We start from the raw sequence: 15,606 nt of genomic DNA, 5'->3' as shown, positions 1-15,606 counted from the left end.
CCTATACATCCAACAGGGACTTTTTACCGCGTGGTTTGTTGCGGGCTTTCAGCTTTGCTTTGCCGGTCATGAGGGCTGCCCCACTGGCCAGTGCAAGGGCAAGGACAGTGAGGGCACCCACGGCGGCGGGCCGGTTCGTGCCGTGATAGCTGGTGGTGGGTACGGACGGTGAAAGCTCAGTGGAAATCCGGGCTGTCGGAATGACCCCCAGTGCTCTCTGCTCCTGCCCTGCGGACAAAGTGATGCTGTCCGCCAGTTGCATGGCCCTCTGCGTCGCAGTTGCTTCGTCTTCCGACACGACTTCAATGGACACTACGGCCCTCTTGAAGGAACGCTGCCACTGACTTCCCGCGTTGGGCTGGTAGACGCGATACCCCTCCCGGATTCCTGCTGCGAAAAGACTGGCTCCGTTCAGCTCGATGTCCGGTTCAGCGCTTTTAGTGATGGCCCGTCGTTGAATCACAGCCGCGAACTGCACGACATCCTGGGAATCGGAGCGCAGTGGATTGCCTGCAGCAGCCCCCGCGGGCGGCAGGAAGACCACATCCACACGGGACCAGTAGACGCCCTTGCTCTGGCCGGCCGCAATGATGATCGGCACCATCAGAGCCAGGATGACCAGGGCCGCGGGCCACCGACGAAGCACCGCCCCTCGGGGTGCAGGTTTCATGAAGCGGCTAGCCATGACCTGCCTCCACATCAACATCTTTGAGCCGCCAGAAGGCACCGCACAGGCCGAGAACCAGGAACAGCACGCCGGCTGCCTGGGGGAATGACAAGGCATCGAAGAAGCCCGTCAGCACTGCTCCCGCTACGACGCTGGCCGCCAGTCCGGGACCGAGGCTCCGGAAGAGTGGGTGTGCAGAGCGCCTTCCTGCCTTGATTGCCACAACGACCGCGGTAGCCGCCACGCCGGCGAAGGCCGCCAGCCCCAGCGCGCCGGTTTCCACCAGCGTGAGCAGGTACTGGTTGTCGAGGATCCGGTACGCAGGCAGGAAGGTGCCAAAGCCGCGGCCAAACACCGGATTGAGCTGCCAAAATGACCAGACAACTGTGTAGCTGTCCGTTCTCGAGTCCACACCCGGATCATGCTCGCCGAACAGATTCAACAGCGTGCCCATCATGCCCGGAACCATGATCCACACGACCCCCAGAAGCCCCAGGGCTGCAACCGCAGCCTTTCGACGAACATCCGCCGTCCAAAAGGGCACAAGAACCACGGTGGCAACGGCCACCCCGACAATTGCCGACCTTGAAACGGAGAGCGCGGCCGCAGTGGCAATGGCGGCCACCGGGAACCAGCGCATGAGTGCGTTCTGCTTCCTGTCGTGGAGGGCCAGACTGACGGCGATGGGAAAGAACATAGAGAGCACGTAGGCGTACTCCAGGGGATTCCGGGCCGTTGAGGAGGGCCGGTTGAAGCCTCCCCGTTCCTGGAGGGCGCCGAAGTCGCTGACTGCCAGCCCGGGAAGGGAAATACCTTCCACAAAAGACTGTCCTGTGACGAACTGGACAACCCCCAGGGTCGCGTACATCCCGCACAGGAGGCAGCACCAGCGGAGCAGTTGGATCAAACGGCGCCTGCTCGGGATGCCGTCAGCGGCGACCGCCAGGATACCCATGAACGAAGCAGCCCTCAGCAACCCCAGGTTGAGCCCATTGCTTTCGGGGTCTGAGAGGGCACGCAGTGATCCAGCGGCGTAGCTTGCCAGGATGCAGAGCAGGAGAATGACCATGGCGGTCCGCACTGGCTGGGCCGGGGCGGGGAAAAGCCGGGCTTCCCGCTGAGCCGCATACCATCCCCACCACGGCAGGAAGAGCAGCGCGAGAAGCATCGCCGGAACGCCTGCCCCACCAAGGGGCTCGATGGTCCGGTTGGACGGAATGGCAAGCAGAACCAGGAGCAGCAGCGCCAGGGCATCCACGGCATCCCAGCCGCCATCTGCCCGCTTGCGCAAAGGGCGGCGTAATCGCGTCCCTGCAACGGCTGTGCCGCTTGAGATACGTTCAGGGCTTTGCGGCATCCACGTGTTCCCGCCCGTGTGCAGGGTCCTCACCCGTCAACCGGGAGCTGCTGTTGGTCCCGGCCCCGGATCCCGCCCGTGTTGGTCCATGGGTCCTGTTGCGCCTGCCGGCGGCACCCGCGCCAACATGCCGAGGGCCTTCAACGACAAAATCCTCCTTCCGTGGAGAGGCCGGCTTCACCGAGGGTTCGCCGACGTTGGGAGGAACGCCGTCGCGGCGCCGGCGGAGAAGGACCTTATCCAGTTGGCCGGTCAAAATGACTGTTCCAGCGATTCCCACTGCAGCCAGGGCCAGGAGGATCCGGCTTCTGCCGCTGCCGTTGGCCACCGCTTCATCATCTTGCGAAAGCGGGAGCGAGGTCATCCGTGAAGCGGCGCTCAAGTTGAGTGCGTCCTGCAGCGACGTGAGGTTCTCCGGCACCGAGCCGAGGACCTGGCGGAGCACGCTGAGGGTTTCAGTGGCATTGGGTCCGCTGACGGAAATTCGGACAATCGGACCATTCGTGGAGGGTTCCCGTACGGCGGTGTATTCGGTGTCGGGAAAATTGTCCGAGACTTTGTGCTGGACTTCGGGCGAATTCAACTTAACGATCAGCACACCGAGTGCCTGTTCCAGTCCACCCATGTACAGGAACGGGTTATCTCCCGAAATGACAGCAGTTGCCGGGGGCACCAGGGCAACGCTGCCGGAGGCCTCGTATTTGACGGGAGACTGGCCGTAGGCCAGTCCCGCTATGGCAGCTGTTATCAAAATCCCTGCCGCTACGATGTACCACCGACGCCTAAGGCTGTCGTACAGGTCACGCAAGAACATGGTTTACTCCTTCCTATTTACGACTGACCAGGGCATTGGCCTGTGCACGAACGAGGGTTTTGACTCGGTCCAGGCCATCTTTACCGGCCAGCAAGATGATGGTGTCCCGCGTCGCCGACCGCGCGGCATCCCGGGCTCCGCGGTAGAGGCCAGCGGAGGCTTCCCGCAGCAGCGCGGCTTTCGAGGGGTTTTCGACACCAGCCAGCAGGGAGCCAAAACGCAGGATGTGTTCAGCTCCCACAGCGATTCGTCGTCCGCGGACGCGGTTGCTGACGTTCGTTCCGTGTATGACCTGCAACCAAGCGGCCGGCCCACCGATTTCCGCCACGGACATGGAAAGGCCCAACCGGTTGTGCCAGTCTGCCCAGCACGTTTGGGGATCATCCCAGGACTCCCTGACGGAGCAGAATGCGTTTGCAGCGTCCTTGCGGGCGTAAACCCTTTCGCCGTGGCGGATCAGGCCTTGGGTGAAGTAGACAGCCGATCTTGAATGGCTGTTAGGGAGGTTTTGCAGGCGCTCGACGAAGTCTGCCGCGAGTCCATCATCGTTGTCGAGATTTGTCGTGATGAGGGTCTTGCCGGCGGCGCCCGTGACGGCCTCCAAATCCTGTACACGATCCGCCGCCGAAACTGCGGTTCGGAATACAGGAGTGAAAATCCGCGGCGAGTTGAGGTCATTGAGCCGGTCGAGCAGCCAGTCCGGGCTTTCGGGATCAAGGTAGATAATCCAGTGAAAATCCTGGCATGTCTGGGCGCGGACCGATGGCAAACAGAATTCCTCAAACAGATCCAATCTGCGTGAAAGCCATCCATCCTGGGCGCGAACGTAGCTTTCCGTGCCTAAAGACGGAAGGTTGAAACGGGTAAGCAGTACGTGATCGATTGACCGGCTCATAGCTTCACCTTGTAGATGTGGTAGGTCGATTCTTTAGGGAACGAATCAGAGAACTTACCCTGGCTGTCGACGCTTATGGACCGGTTTTCGAAGAGCAATTCCGCGGACGACGTCTTGATTGAACCGGGCAGGGTGAGCGTCCGGTCGCCGGGACGGGAGCCTGCTTCAATCATTGCGAACACGTACGCATATCCCTCATGGACCTTGAGCATTGTGTCCATGCCGTCGCCAAAGCGGTACTCAAAGGACTGGGTATTGATTACTGGCGCCAGCTCGCGGATGTGTGCATTGACTGTGCGCATCGCGTCCATCTGGGCTGCACCGCAGAAGCCTGGAGACACCTGGGCCGCACGAAGTGCGCTGCCCGCCAGGCAGGGCCCGTTAAGGCTCTGGTTGAAATAGACGATTCCCCGCGCCTCGTGAATAACAGAGTTCATGACGGCGCCTTGGAGCTGGTCGGCCGCAATATTTGCAACATGGCTGCCCCCGCCAGGGCCGCCGTTGAGGTTCTCGACGAACTGCCACAAAGGCTGGAGTTTCCCGTCTGCAGCGTCCTGGAGACGCAGGGCGTCCAGGGTCTTTCCGTAGCTTGAGGCGCTCCGGCAACTTTCCCGGCTGATGGGAACAATATTTGTGTTGACGTAGGTGGCGGGATTACAGGTAGGAACCGTGTACCAGTACATATCGACCGAAACCGCGTCGGTGAATTCGTTGACGAATGCCTGCGCATCAGCAGCCTTCATATTGTTTCCAATCACCATATTGGTGAAGTTTGCGTAGCTGAAAAGCCCCGGGGGTACCTCCGCACGCAGTTGGGCGCGGTGTTTCCGGCCCTCTTCCGGGGTGAACCGTCCGTCAACCTCATCATCGAGAATTGCGCCCACCCAGTTCCTGCTGGACGACGTAAAGGAGTCATTTAGCTTCCCGCCAATCCAGAAGACGCCATTGCGGTCGAAGATGGAATAGGGGGTGCTGCTATCCATGCCAATGTACGTATTGATGCCATGATCTTTGTCGAAACGGACTTCATCATCGGTGCTGATGCCGTTGTACCAAATTGCTATCGGAAAAAATGCAGGATCATCCCAGCCGGCCGCATCAGCCTTGGCGAATGACTTCCAGTAGCCGGGACCGCCTTCCCAGGGGATGGTCTTCAGATTGAGTGGTTCCCCGGCGGCGGGGAGTGCATCTGCGCTCGGGGTGCAAGCGGAGCAGCACATGCCGATCAGCGCGAAGATGACCGCCGCAGCCCTAATTGCTTTGATTCCCATGCTCACCGGTCCCTTCAAAACTCCGGATCAGTTGCGCGGCGCGCTCGTCCCACGTGTGGCGCGCGGCAAAGGCCCGGTACTTTCCGGGGGAGAACCCGCGCGGATCGGAGCGGAGAATCCGATGCACCTGCTCAACGAAGTGTGAAGGTCCGCTGGAAATGGACACCAGGTCGGTATCCAGCCACCGCACCGAGGGAAGGTCAGTGGCCACAACGGGCAGTCCCGAGGCCAGGTAGTCGAGGGTCTTGAGCGGAAACGCGGCCCGGTTGAAGGGAGTATCACGGTACGGCGTGAGTCCGACCCGGGCTGAGCGCAGGTGCGCCTGGGTGTCGGCGTACGGCAGTTTGCCCAACCAGGACACATTGTCCGCAGCCAGGAATGCGTCCAATCGCGTCCTGGTCTCCGGGTCCCGCTCAGTGCGGGGACCCGATGACGGTCAGGTGGATGCCGGATGCCTGCAAGGCCTCCAATACCGGCAGGTCCAGACGCTCGTTCAACTGACCTACCAGGACGGCTTCTGATGCCTTGGTTCCGGGCTCTTCGCCTGGAACCGGAAGTTCACATCCATTGGGGAGGACGGCGGTCTTTTGCACCGTGGATGGCAGCAGCGCGTCGAGACGGCTGGCCAGGGCGGGTGACACTGCCATTGTTGACTGGGCTGCCTTGAGATTGCACTCAAGCGTCTGCTGGACCAGGCCGCGGTCCAACCCCATCAGGGGGGCCCCGGATACCCAGTCATCCGTGGCGTACAGGACTTTGGTGCCTGGGAGGCCGGTTGGGAAATGCGCCAATGGCGACAGCACCAGGGTTGCGACTGGGGTGAGCCGGAGTTTCGCAATGGTGCGCCGGATGGCTGTATTGACAAGGAACCTCGCGGCCGGTGCCAGTTGCCTTCGTGTGAATCCCGGGACTGTCATGACCCGCAGACGGGTGATGCCAGGATCGACCAGGGAAAGGTCCGTGGGTTTCCGAAGGACATCCCGCCCGCGCAGGGCGAGGTGGAGTGGCAGCGGGGGGTCGACCCAGAGGACAGGGATCGATTTCGACAGCGACCTGGCCAGGTGATGATCAGTTCCCCTGACATCCTCCCAACGGCTGCCGGCCAGGAGAACAATGGTTCGCGCGGGTGCCATCACGCGTTCCCCCTGACGGTATGACCGGGACTGGAGGGTGCTGCCAGCACCTTGTCCATTGCGTTGAAGTCGTCCCGGGCAACAGGGCCGAAAAGTCGCCGTGCCTGCTGGGAGAATTGATGGGCGATGTAGCGGCGGGCAGCGTCTGCGTCATTCCGCAACGCCGACCCGGGCTGCCGTGCCGCTATGGCCCTGGCGTAGAACTCCTCCTGGAGTTCCGCAGCCCTGCCCAGTGAAAACCGGTCGGAGACTGTCTTGAGGCAAAAGGTTCCCAGTGCCGCCCGCCTTCCCGGCTCTGACTGCAGGGCGGTCAGGAGTCCAGCCAGCTTTGAGGAGGCACCCAGCGGGTTGTCACCGATGCCGTACCAGCCTTGCCGGAGGAAGAAAGGCAGGGTTTCCGGGGTGACCAACTCCCAGAAGCCACGCTCACCCTGCACAATGGTAGGTTTTCCAAAAGCCATGGCCCGAAGGGCTGAACTTCCCATGCCAATGACCGCATCCGCGCAGGCGTATGCCGGCCGGGGGTCCGCGAGCTGCCCGGTTAATATGACAGCCTCGCGGCCCAGGCCGGCGTTGGCCACGGCCGCGGCTGATGCGACTTCACGGCGGGCTGGGCCGTCGCCGGCGATAAGCAGTTGGACCCGCAGTGCGGGATCTACCTGCCGCACTGTGTCGATTGCAGAGAGGATGCCCTCCAGCTTGAGCTCGGCGGCCAACCGCGTAACGGTGACCACCACGAACGAGCGGTCCTCCAGGCCCCACGTGCGCCTGAAGGCAGTTGCGCCTACGTCAACCGCAGGGTTGTTTTCCGCCAGGTCGACAGGTGGTTCCATCAGTTCAACCGCTGTACGTCCGAAGCCGCGTTCCCTGCAGAGGATTTCCTCCGTGCCTACCAGCAACGGCACATGTTTGGGAATGAAGGGAGCAACGGCCATGGACATCACCGTGGACACGGCTACTGCCCGCGAGCGTCTCGCGGCGAGCAGGCATTCCAGGGCCGGCGGCCATTCATAGCCGTGCAGGACGTCAATGCTGCGTTCTTTCACCAACCTGATGAGGGTCCCCACAATTCTCGGAGTGGGCCGGTGCGAGGGGCGCGGTGCAGCCACGAACTCCAGCCCAAGCTGGGCAATCCTCCCGTTCAAGGCCCCTGGTTGACCGAAAATGACCACCTCGTGTCCGCGGCGTTGAACGCCGGCTGCAATTTCGATGGCGTTGGTCTGGCTGCCGCCGATGCCAAGATCGTGGGGAAATACGAGGATTTTCATGACGCTGCCGCAGTTCTCAGCGGGGCGGAACCTACGGTGCGAAGATCCCGTACAAGGTCGCGGCGCCGATACAGCAGCCATAGTGTCCCGCCGCCAGCCGCCGTTCCGCCGGCAACGAGGGCGAGCACCGGATTTGGTTGCAGGGACGCCGCCAGCCACGCGAGTCCACCAACTGCCAGCCCCACCGTTGCCGGGACGAGCATTCCCCTGAATATGGCGCCCGTGTCCAGGCCGGCTTTGTGCAACTTCCGCAGGTACGAGGGAAGCACGATGAAGCCGGTCACCAGCGCCTGTGCCGCTGCCACTCCGGGGACACCAAAGAGCTTTGATCCCGCGATCAGGGCTGGAACAAGGACCAGCAGGCTTCCGGCCTGGATGTAGAACACCGTGCCTGACTGGCCCAGTACTACAAGGAAGTCATAGGCAAGATCGCAGAAGATCTTTGTGAAGGCGGCCAGGATCAACCAGGAAAGGACTTCTGCCGACGGCAGCCAGGCCCGTCCGTAAAGCAACAGGACCAGCGGCTGGGCGCAGCCCACCAGGAAGAGCATGGCGGGAAGGGCGGCGCATGTGATCACGGAGAAAATTGCCCCTGGAAGGGCGTTCATCCGGCCGCGGTCATGCTGGAGGGATGAAAAGGCGGCCGGTGCGACCCGTCGCAGCGGCTGGGCGAGGATACTGACCGGCCAGCTTGAGAGGTTGAAGGCCAGGACGTAGAAACCGAGGGCCGTGGAGCCCAGGACTGCCCCGGTGGTCAGCTGGTCCGCGTAGCCCAGGGCAAAGAAGATAATGCTCGTGCCCGCCAGTGGGAGCCCGAACCGCAGCAGTGGCATGACCAGGTCCCGGTCCAGGCCCAACCGGTAGGGGAGCGGTGACGCCCGGAGGAACATCGCGGCGGCGAGCAGGCTGCCGGCCACTCGTCCCAGGGCCAGCGCCATCGCCCCCATACCGGTAAGGGCCAGGACCAGGGAGAGCAGGGCGCCCACCCAGACATTGACCTGGTCGATCCCCAGCCTGGTCTTCTCGCGGAAGTCCCGCTGGAGCAATGCGGCCGGGGACGCCACCACGCCGTTGATCAGGACGCTGAGGATCAACACCCTGATGACATCTGTTGCCTGTGGATCTCCCACGGCGGAGGTAAACAGCGGAGCAGCAACTATGGCCGCCCCGCAGAAGACGGTACTTCCCACCACCGAAATGGTGTTGACGGTCGGCACGATCCGGGCAGGATCCCCGGGCCACCTGACGATGGCCAGTGACACGCCGAGTTCGTTGAAGCTCAACACCGCCATGAGCGCCACCAGTGCCACCGCGAAGGTACCGAACGACTCCGGCCCCAGCACGCGGGCCAGGACGATGCCGATCCCCAGCGTCCCCAGCCGGGAGAGGACGGTGTTCAGCAGGCTCCAGCCGAAGGCACTGGAAGCTCCGGGGCGGGACGCAGTTTCCGTCATGCCGCCCCCACTGCACCTGCAAGCACATCGACCACCCGTTCCTGCTGCTCCGCAGTGATGTGCGGAAACAGCGGGAGGGACAGGATGCGCCGCGCGGCTTCTTCGGCCACGGGGAACGAACCGGAAGCGCCGGCGGCGTAGGCGCCGCTCATATGCACAGGGACGGGGTAGTGGATTCCGGCCTGTATCCCGGCGGCATGCAGGGCCTGCAGGACCGCATCCCGGCGCGGAACCCGCACCACGTACAGGTGCCACACGTCCACGTTTCCGGGCGCCTCCTGCGGGATCTCAACGCCCGGCACGTCGGCCAGCAGCGCGGCGTACCGCTTCGCCGCCGCGCGCCGTCGCAGGTTCCACGCGTGAAGCCTGCCAAGTTTAGCCTTGAGGACCACAGCCTGGACCGTGTCCAGGCGGGAATTGAATCCAATGGCCTCGTGCCGGTACTTTTCCGAGCTGCCGTGCGCCCCCAGCAGCCGAACGCGGGCTGCAAGCGCGGGATCGTTGGTCAGGACCGCTCCGGCGTCCCCGGCGGCGCCAAGGTTCTTGCCAGGGTAGAAGCTGGTCCCTGCCGCTGTACCCAACGTGCCGGCATGCGCACCAAAGCGCGTTGCACCCTGCGACTGTGCAGCATCTTCAATGATTGCGGCACCGCTGGACTGCGCAATGGGCACCAGCCGCTCCACGAAGGCCGTCTGCCCGAACAAGTGGACCGGCACGATGGCCTGCGTTCGTGCCGTGACGGCGGCGGCCACGGCGTCCGGATCGATCAGCAGGTAGCGGGGGTCGACGTCGACTGGTACCGGGACTGCCCCGATCCGGCTGACTGCCTCGGCGGTCGCGATGAAGGTGTTCGCGGGGATGATCACTTCCCCGCCGTGGTGGACACCCCCGGCTCGCAGGGCAAGTTCCAGGGCGTCCGTTCCGTTGGCAACGCCCACGCAGTGCCCTGCGCCCACGAAAGAGGCGTATGCAGCCTCAAAATCTGCAACCGCCGGGCCGCCAATGAAGGAGGCTGTAGAGAAGACGTCTGCCAGTTCGGCCATGACTCCCTCATGGACCTCCGCCTGCTGCGCGGCGAGGTCCACCAACGGGATGGCCTGCAGATCGACACCGGCACTCATGACATCCCCCTGAACGTGGAGTTCGTCCCGCTGATTTCGTGCGCCGGCACACCCACCCACGTCTGTCCATCGGGAACGTCGCTGAGGACCGCCGCGCCCATCCCCACCGTGGCGTAGGCCCCCACGGACGTCCGTTCGCGCACGCTGGCGTTCATGCCCACATACGCTCCCCGGCCAACCCGGACTCCGCCGCCCAGGGACACTCCCGCAGCGAATGTGGCGAAGTCGGCCACGTCGTCGTCGTGCGTGAAGGTCACCGAGGGCATGGCGACCACATGGGCGCCCAGCGTCACGGACGCGGTCATTGTGACGTTACGCAGCAGGATGCTGCCCCTGCCGACGCGGCAGCCCTCCGGGTACTGGACGGAGGGATCCACCGCGATGGCATATCGGGACTCGGTGAGTCCCATCGCAGTCAACCGCTCCACCACGGCTTCACGGACCCGGCCGGACCCGATGCATACCAGGACGAACGCGTGCGTGTACTTCGCCGCGTCATCGATGGTTCCCAGGACGGGTGCCCCGTCCACGGTGACGCCCGCCATGTCCGTATTGTCATCAAGCAGTCCGACGACGTCGTACTGGCCGCTGCTGCGGACCATCGCCAAGACTTCGCGGGCCAGGCCGCTGGCAGCGATCAGGATCAGCTCACTCATGTGCGCATCCCGGCAGCTGCAGCCCGGATGGTGCTGATGATCCTGGCCAGCCCCTCGTCATCCAATTCGTGGTAGACGGGGAGGATCAGCGTCCTGTCATTGAGCCGTTCAGTCTGCTGCAGCAGTGCCCGGCCGGCGTTGTGCCACCGGTACGCTGGCTGGCGATGCGCCGCCATGATCCCCCGTCTCGCCGAGATACCGGCTTCCGCCAGGAGCTCCATCAGGCCGTCCCGGGTGGTGCCAAAGCTGGGGAGGACCTCCACCCAGAACGACTGGAAATTGGTGGTGCCGTACGGTGGGTCGGACACCAGCCGCAGGCCCGGCACCCTGGCCAGGCCGGCAACATACTGCGCGGCGATGTCCCGCCGCCGTGCCAGGACTTCCGGTAACCGGCCCAGCTGGACAATTCCGACGGCGGCCTGCAGGTCCGTCATCCGGTAGTTGAAACCCACCTCCAGGTAGGACTCCGGCGGGGCGAGCAGGGAACCGTGCCGGTCCGCCGCGGATACGCTCATCGAATGCTCGCGCAGGGTCCTGGCCCTTGCCGCCCAGTCAGCCCGGTTGGTGGTGAGCATGCCGCCTTCACCGGTGGTCAGGATCTTGCGCGGGTGGAAGGACCACACGGCGACGTCCGCGCCCGCACCCACCGGACGTCCCTTGTAAGTGGAGCCCACGGCACAAGCAGCATCTTCGATGACGGTGATTTCGTGGCGGTCGCACAGCTCGCGGATGGGGTCGATGTCCAGCGGCACGCCGCCCTGGTCCACCACGATCACGGCACGGGTGTCCAGGGTAAGCGCGGCGTGGATGGTTTCCGCGGTCACGTTTCCGGTAGCCGGGTCCACGTCGCAGAACACCGGGCGCGCGCCCACGTACGTGACGGCGTTGGCGGTGGCGATGAACGACAGGGACGGAACAACCACGTCGTCCCCCGGGCCTATTCCAGCGACCACCAGGGCAAGGTGCAGGGCCGTTGTGCAGCTCGACGTGGCAACCGCGTGGCGGACTCCCTGGAACGCGGCGAAGCGTGACTCGAATTCCTTGACCTTCGGTCCCTGTGCCACCCAGCCGGAGGCCACCACTTCAGCCAGGGCACGGGCTTCCTCCTCGCCAAGCCAGGGCTTCATGACGTTGATCCGGGCGAGAACGGGTTCAGCAGTCATCACGCACCAACCTTCCGGGCAGCGCCGATCTCCCCGCGGAGCGGCAGCCACCAGCTGACGAGCTGCCGCAACCCCTCTTCCAGGTCCACTTCGGCCTTGAAGCCAAGATCGCGTGCGGCTGCCGAGGTGTCAGCCAACCGGCGCACCACTCCGTTCACCTGCCGCGCGGGCCCGTGCTCCACGGTGAGGCTGGATCCCATGACCCGAAGCAGTGCCTGCGCCATCTCCAACAGGCTGGTTTCCGTCCCGCTGGCCACGTTGTACGTCCCTTCAACGACGTCACTGCCGGCGGCCAGCACATTTGCGCGTGCCACGTCGGCGGTATGGATGAAGTCCATCGTCTGGAGGCCGTCGCCGAAGATCAGCGGCGGCTCCCCGTCCATGATCCGTTCCATCCACCGCACAAGGACTTCCGTGTAGAGGCCGTGGACGTCCATCCGCGGCCCATACACGTTGAAGTAGCGGAGCATCACATAGTCCAGGCCTGTCATGGCCCGGAAGCTCCGGGCCATGCCCTCATTGAAGGATTTGGCCGCCCCGTAGAAGGTGTCGTTGTTGGCATGATGGTGCCGCTCCGTGGTGGGGAATTCTTCAGCCATCCCATAGACGGAGGCGCTGGACGCGGCGACGACCTTGGCCACCTTGTGCTCCGCGGCCGCCTCCAGGACATTGAAGCTTCCGTCCACCAGCACCTCCAGGGCCAGCCGCGGCTCCTCGGCACACTGCGTGATGCGGATGGCCGCCTGATGGAACACCAGGTCCTTGCCGCGCGTGAGGTCATGCACCAGGTCACGGTCCTGGATGCTGCCCTCCACCAGCCCTACCCGGCCGGATGCCAGGGCGCCGGCCAGGTTGTCCCGCCTGCCGCGAACCAGGTTGTCCAGCACGTCGATGCGGCTGACGCCGGCGTCAAGAAGGGCATCCACCAGGGTCGATCCGATGGTGCCGGCCCCGCCTGTCACCAGGACGCCGGCACCCTCCAGGGCGCTCACCGCGCCCCCTCCATCTCGGTGCCCGTTCCCGCCAAGGCTGAGCCTGCCACCGGTGACGCCTGTCCATCCATTCCCAGGCTGCGGGTGACCGCCTCAAGGACGGACAGCACCCGCAACCCGGAAGTGCCCCCCGTCCTGGCCTCCTGGCCGTTGCGGATGCAGGATGCCAGTTCCTGTACCACCAGGCCCAGGGCCTCACGCTCCGGCAGTGCAGGGGACCAGGTATCGCCTAGCCGGTAGGAAACTGCAGTGGTTGCCTTCTCTCCCACCGACCTGGGCTGCCGGTCCAGGCTGACGCCGCGGTCGTAGACGCTGAGCCGCTGCTGGGGGTTGAGGTCGTCCCAGACCAGGGTCCGCAGGGACCCGCCGATCACCATTTGGCGGATCTTGGTGGGGCTCAGCCAGTTCACGTGCACGTGGGCGGTGGCATCGTTGGGAAGCCGGAAATTCAGGTGCCCCACGCAGTCCCGCCCGGTACCCAGCGGGTCTGCGCCGAAGGCGGACACGGCAGCGGGATTAAGTCCCCCGGGGAGCACAAAATCCAGGATGGACAAATCGTGCGGTGCAAGGTCCCAGAAGACATCCACGTCGGGCTGGACGAGCCCCAGGTTGATCCGGGTGGAGTCCACGAACAGGATCTCCCCGAGGGAGCCGGACTGCACCAGTTCCTGCATCTTCAGGACAGCCGGGGTGTAGCAGTAGGTGTGGTCAGCCATCAGCACCAGCCCGTTCGCCTTGGCTTCGGCGACCATTTCCAGCCCGTGTTCCCTGCTGTCCGCCAGCGGTTTTTCCACCAGCACGTGCTTGCCGGCGCGCAGCGCCGTCATGACCGCGCCGTGGTGGGTGCGGGCCGGCGTCGCTATGGCCACCGCGTCCACCTCGCAAAAGTCCAGCAACTCATCCATGGACTCCACGCACGGGATGTCCCCGAGCGTCGCAGCGAGTTTCCGCGCTCGTTCAACATCAAGGTCGCAGATTGCCACCAGGTCCCAGTCCGGGCTGGCCTGGAGGTTGCGCGCCAGGTTTGGTCCCCAGTAGCCGGCACCGACGACGGCGATACGGAGTTTCCGCGCGGGCGGCTTGGCTGGGGCGTGGGTGTGAGTGGCGAATGCTCTCATGTGATTGTCTTCCCATTTTGTGGATGTGCTAGTAGGCGCCGGACGGCCGGACGACGGCCCGGAATGTCCGCCACAGAATCAGCAGGTCCCCTGCGAGGGACCAGTTTTCGACGTAGTAGAGATCCAGCCGGACCGATTCCTCCCAGGAAAGGTCCGAGCGGCCGTTGACCTGCCAAAGGCCGGTGATGCCGGGCTTGATCAGGAGCCGGCGGTGGGTGTGGCGTTCGTAGCCGCTGACTTCGCGGTCCAGCGGGGGCCGCGGCCCCACCATGCTCATGTCACCGAGGACCACGTTCCAGAGCTGGGGAAGTTCGTCCAGGGAATACTTGCGCATCCAGCGGCCGCAGTGGGTGACCCTGGGGTCATCCTTCATTTTGAAGAGCACCCCCGCCCCCTGGTTCTGCTGGCCCAGGGCAGCCAGCTGCGCCTCGGCGTCGGACACCATGGAGCGGAACTTGAACATCCCGAACACCTGGCCGTCTTTGCCAATCCGGTCCTGCCGGAAAAGGATGGGCCCGGGACTGTCCAGCCGCACCACCGCGGCCAGCGCCAGGAGGACTGGAGAGAGAACTAGCAGCGCAGCGAGTGCGCCAATGACATCCATGATCCGCTTCAAGGCGTGCTTTGCCCCGCTGTACTGCGGAATATCAACATGCATGAGGGGCAGGCCATCCACCGGACGCCAGTGGATCCGCGGGCCGGCAACGTTGGTCAACGTGGCCGCCAGGATCAGTTCCGTGGAGGACTCCTCGAGTTTCCAGCCCAGCTCCCGAATGAACTTGTTTCCGCCGGGCAGCGGTCCGGCAACGATCACCGAATCCGCGTCCACCAGGCGGACGGTCCGGGCAATGGCGTCCGTCGACGAGAGGACCGGCACCGTGCAGCCCTCCACCCGCAGGCCGGCTCCCCGCCGGGCCCCAGGGAGGCAGGCCCCAAGGATTTCGTACACCGCCCCTGACCGCCGGGACACCTGCTGTATGACGTACCTGACGTCTTCCGGTTCGCCAACGACAACGGCCCTCGAGAGGTGCCGGCCGCGAAGTTTTTCCGCCGCCAGCCGCCTGCGGAATACCCAACGGTTGGCGGTAAGGGCCACCAGGCCCACCGGCAGTGACACCGTGACGAATGCGGTTGCCCCGTGGACGGAAAGGACCACGGCAGCGAGGGCCATCAGCCCAAAAATCCGGAGGGTGGCTGACGCCACGCGCTTATACTCGTCGGCGCCGATCCCGAGCACCTTGGGATCCCTGGTGTGGTAGGCCTCCAGTGCCGCCAACCAGGCGACCGTGAGCGCCGCTGCAGCGGCCGCTGCTCCGCCGTCCCTGGGGCCGACGGGCGAGAAATCTGCCTCGGAGAGGAGGAAACCGGAGTACACGGCACCCGCGACCACAGCGGCGTCAGCGCCCCGCAGAAGATTCACGTGCCTGGAGATCCAGGCCGCGGTTGCTTTCCGGGGCCGGGCTTCCCGCTCCTCAACAGTGGATGCTGCCGGCGGCAACGGAAACCGGGTTCCTACGGTGTCCGTTGCCGCCGGCTGCTGGGCTGCCACCCGCTGTGCAGCAGCGGGAGCAACGGGCCAGGCAAAGGCGGCCTGCCGGGTCTTGGATACTGGTATCTCCGCCATCGTGCCCCTTTCCAACGCAGCTGCCTGTTCTCTGGCCGTGAAGCAAAACTAGCCCCGGACTGACGCGGTTAAG

Annotated in this window: 15 protein-coding genes; all 15 read right to left on the bottom strand. The window is 64.4% G+C overall.

The window, feature by feature from the left end; translation table 11 throughout:
- Nucleotide 1: 1 nt before the first annotated feature.
- From ACZ9J7_RS07035 to ACZ9J7_RS06965, 15 genes are read right to left on the bottom strand one after another with little or no spacing between them, the layout of a single operon-like run.
- The gene (locus ACZ9J7_RS07035) at nucleotides 2-685 is read right to left on the bottom strand and encodes a hypothetical protein (protein ID WP_476208162.1); all 684 of its coding nucleotides are present in this window, start codon (nucleotides 683-685) and stop codon (nucleotides 2-4) included.
- Nucleotides 678-1,958 (bottom strand): O-antigen ligase family protein, encoded by a 1,281-nt coding sequence (locus ACZ9J7_RS07030; protein ID WP_476208160.1) that lies wholly within the window; start codon nucleotides 1,956-1,958, stop codon nucleotides 678-680. The genes ACZ9J7_RS07035 and ACZ9J7_RS07030 overlap by 8 nt, the downstream gene beginning before the upstream one ends.
- Nucleotides 1,959-2,007: 49 nt before the next feature.
- A complete protein-coding gene (locus tag ACZ9J7_RS07025; RefSeq protein ID WP_476208158.1) occupies nucleotides 2,008-2,838 on the bottom strand; it encodes a YveK family protein in 831 nt (276 codons plus the stop codon).
- 13 nt (nucleotides 2,839-2,851) lie between these two features.
- On the bottom strand, nucleotides 2,852-3,733 hold the full coding sequence (locus ACZ9J7_RS07020; protein ID WP_476208156.1) for a glycosyltransferase: 882 nt from the start codon (nucleotides 3,731-3,733) through the stop codon (nucleotides 2,852-2,854).
- Entirely contained in the window at nucleotides 3,730-5,004 is a 1,275-nt protein-coding gene (locus ACZ9J7_RS07015) for a hypothetical protein (RefSeq protein ID WP_476208155.1), read from the bottom strand. The genes ACZ9J7_RS07020 and ACZ9J7_RS07015 overlap by 4 nt, the downstream gene beginning before the upstream one ends.
- Nucleotides 4,985-5,392 carry a glycosyltransferase gene (locus tag ACZ9J7_RS07010; protein WP_476208154.1) on the bottom strand — a complete coding sequence of 136 codons (408 nt, stop codon included), beginning with the start codon at nucleotides 5,390-5,392 and terminating at the stop codon, nucleotides 4,985-4,987. The genes ACZ9J7_RS07015 and ACZ9J7_RS07010 overlap by 20 nt, the downstream gene beginning before the upstream one ends.
- Before the next feature lie 25 nt (nucleotides 5,393-5,417).
- Nucleotides 5,418-6,137 carry a hypothetical protein gene (locus ACZ9J7_RS07005; protein ID WP_476208153.1) on the bottom strand — a complete coding sequence of 240 codons (720 nt, stop codon included), beginning with the start codon at nucleotides 6,135-6,137 and terminating at the stop codon, nucleotides 5,418-5,420.
- A complete protein-coding gene (locus ACZ9J7_RS07000; RefSeq protein WP_476208151.1) occupies nucleotides 6,137-7,405 on the bottom strand; it encodes a glycosyltransferase in 1,269 nt (422 codons plus the stop codon). Before ACZ9J7_RS07000 ends, ACZ9J7_RS07005 begins: the two co-directional genes overlap by 1 nt.
- On the bottom strand, nucleotides 7,402-8,859 hold the full coding sequence (locus tag ACZ9J7_RS06995) for an oligosaccharide flippase family protein (RefSeq protein WP_476208150.1): 1,458 nt from the start codon (nucleotides 8,857-8,859) through the stop codon (nucleotides 7,402-7,404). Before ACZ9J7_RS06995 ends, ACZ9J7_RS07000 begins: the two co-directional genes overlap by 4 nt.
- Nucleotides 8,856-9,980 (bottom strand): DegT/DnrJ/EryC1/StrS family aminotransferase, encoded by a 1,125-nt coding sequence (locus ACZ9J7_RS06990; protein ID WP_476208148.1) that lies wholly within the window; start codon nucleotides 9,978-9,980, stop codon nucleotides 8,856-8,858. Before ACZ9J7_RS06990 ends, ACZ9J7_RS06995 begins: the two co-directional genes overlap by 4 nt.
- Nucleotides 9,977-10,636 (bottom strand): NeuD/PglB/VioB family sugar acetyltransferase, encoded by a 660-nt coding sequence (locus ACZ9J7_RS06985; protein ID WP_476208146.1) that lies wholly within the window; start codon nucleotides 10,634-10,636, stop codon nucleotides 9,977-9,979. Before ACZ9J7_RS06985 ends, ACZ9J7_RS06990 begins: the two co-directional genes overlap by 4 nt.
- Nucleotides 10,633-11,799, bottom strand: a complete 1,167-nt coding sequence (locus ACZ9J7_RS06980; protein ID WP_175317088.1) for a DegT/DnrJ/EryC1/StrS family aminotransferase — start codon at nucleotides 11,797-11,799, stop codon at nucleotides 10,633-10,635. Before ACZ9J7_RS06980 ends, ACZ9J7_RS06985 begins: the two co-directional genes overlap by 4 nt.
- Entirely contained in the window at nucleotides 11,799-12,791 is a 993-nt protein-coding gene (locus ACZ9J7_RS06975; RefSeq protein WP_476208145.1) for an NAD-dependent epimerase/dehydratase family protein, read from the bottom strand. The genes ACZ9J7_RS06980 and ACZ9J7_RS06975 overlap by 1 nt, the downstream gene beginning before the upstream one ends.
- Nucleotides 12,788-13,909 (bottom strand): Gfo/Idh/MocA family protein, encoded by a 1,122-nt coding sequence (locus tag ACZ9J7_RS06970; RefSeq protein WP_476208144.1) that lies wholly within the window; start codon nucleotides 13,907-13,909, stop codon nucleotides 12,788-12,790. The genes ACZ9J7_RS06975 and ACZ9J7_RS06970 overlap by 4 nt, the downstream gene beginning before the upstream one ends.
- Before the next feature lie 28 nt (nucleotides 13,910-13,937).
- Nucleotides 13,938-15,533 (bottom strand): sugar transferase, encoded by a 1,596-nt coding sequence (locus tag ACZ9J7_RS06965; RefSeq protein WP_476208142.1) that lies wholly within the window; start codon nucleotides 15,531-15,533, stop codon nucleotides 13,938-13,940.
- Between the last annotated feature and the right edge of the window lie 73 nt (nucleotides 15,534-15,606).

It is taken from the genome of Pseudarthrobacter sp. TE9888, assembly GCF_056279345.1.
This window is presented reverse-complemented; position numbering and strand designations above follow the sequence as displayed.